The sequence below is a fragment of the Acinetobacter sp. UBA2063 genome, from assembly GCF_002333245.1.
GTDB classification, from domain to species: domain Bacteria; phylum Pseudomonadota; class Gammaproteobacteria; order Pseudomonadales; family Moraxellaceae; genus Acinetobacter; species Acinetobacter parvus.
The window spans coordinates 857-2,088 of record NZ_DDAH01000172.1 but is presented as its reverse complement, the minus strand read 5'-3'; the positions used below and the strand labels follow the sequence as shown (position 1 = coordinate 2,088).

The following is a 1,232-nucleotide window of genomic DNA, read 5'->3' as shown; positions in this document are numbered from 1 at the left end:
AATATTGCGTCACTGGGATGAATTCTGGAAAAAAATCTTTTTAACTGTCGGGATTCTCATTGCCGTTTTTGGTATGCGCCTGATTTTCCCAATTGTAATTGTGGCCATAACCGCAGATATGGGAATGGTCGAAGTTGTCCAGATGGCACTCAACGATCCAGTTCAGTATTCTGAAAAGTTATTGGCCCACCATGCGGAAATTGCTGCCTTTGGGGGCATGTTCCTGCTTTTGGTTTTCCTCAACTTCCTGTTTGATGATGGTAAGGACACGCATTGGTTTCATTGGCTGGAATCACGTTTAGCAAATTTAGCGAATGTTCCCGCCATGTCAGTTTTCGTTGCAATGATCGCCCTTCTCATTATGGTGGGTTTTGTTGCGCCAGAGACGAAATTGGTGGTGGCGATTGCAGGCATCTGGGGTATTGTGGTTTATGTAGGTGTTCAGGCACTTGGGCATTTACTTGAAAGCAGCCAGTCAGAAGAGGCAGAGGAACCACAGGAAAGCGTAACTAAAGGTGCATCAAGTACGGTTGTCAAGGCTGGTATTGGTGGTTTCCTTTATCTGGAAGTGCTGGATGCCTCATTCAGTTTTGATGGTGTGATTGGTGCTTTTGCAATTACAACTGATGTTGTTGTGATTATGCTTGGTCTTGCGATTGGTGCAATGTTTGTACGTTCCATGACCATTTATCTGGTGGAAAAAGGCACATTGGAAGCCTTTATTTATCTGGAGCATGGTGCAATGTATGCAATTGGAATGCTGGCAGCAATTATGCTATACACAGGTACAGGTGGGCATGTGCCAGAAGTGGTAACAGGCCTGATTGGAGTGGCGTTCATTATATGGGCAGTTCTCTCATCAATTGCCTATGAAAAAAGACAGACACAATCTTGATAAAATCCTGGGATATAACAAAACTGTTATATCCATAAAATATAATTTAGCAATGAGATAAGGAGAATAACTCATGGCAATTAGCTTAACTAAAGGTGGCAATGTTAGCTTGACTAAAGAAGCGCCAGGAATCACTAAAACAACAGTCGGTTTAGGCTGGAACCCTCGCGTGACAGATGGTCAGGCTTTTGACCTTGATGCGATTGCATTCCTTGTTGGAGAAAATGGTAAGGTGCGTGCAGATAATGACTTTATTTTCTTCAATAATTTGACTTCATCTGACGGTTCAGTAAAACACAATGGTGACAACCGCACAGGTGAAGGCGATGGCGATGAT

The 1,232-nt window shown here is 43.2% G+C and carries 2 protein-coding genes; both read left to right on the top strand.

Annotated features, from left to right (window positions below; genetic code table 11):
* Positions 1-895, top strand: an 895-nt coding sequence (locus tag B4H32_RS08085; protein ID WP_286801686.1) for a DUF475 domain-containing protein, incomplete at its 5' end; no start/stop codon positions are given.
* A 73-nt stretch (positions 896-968) separates the two neighbouring features.
* A partial coding sequence (locus tag B4H32_RS08080) for a TerD family protein (RefSeq protein ID WP_286801682.1) occupies positions 969-1,232 on the top strand: 264 nt, incomplete at its 3' end.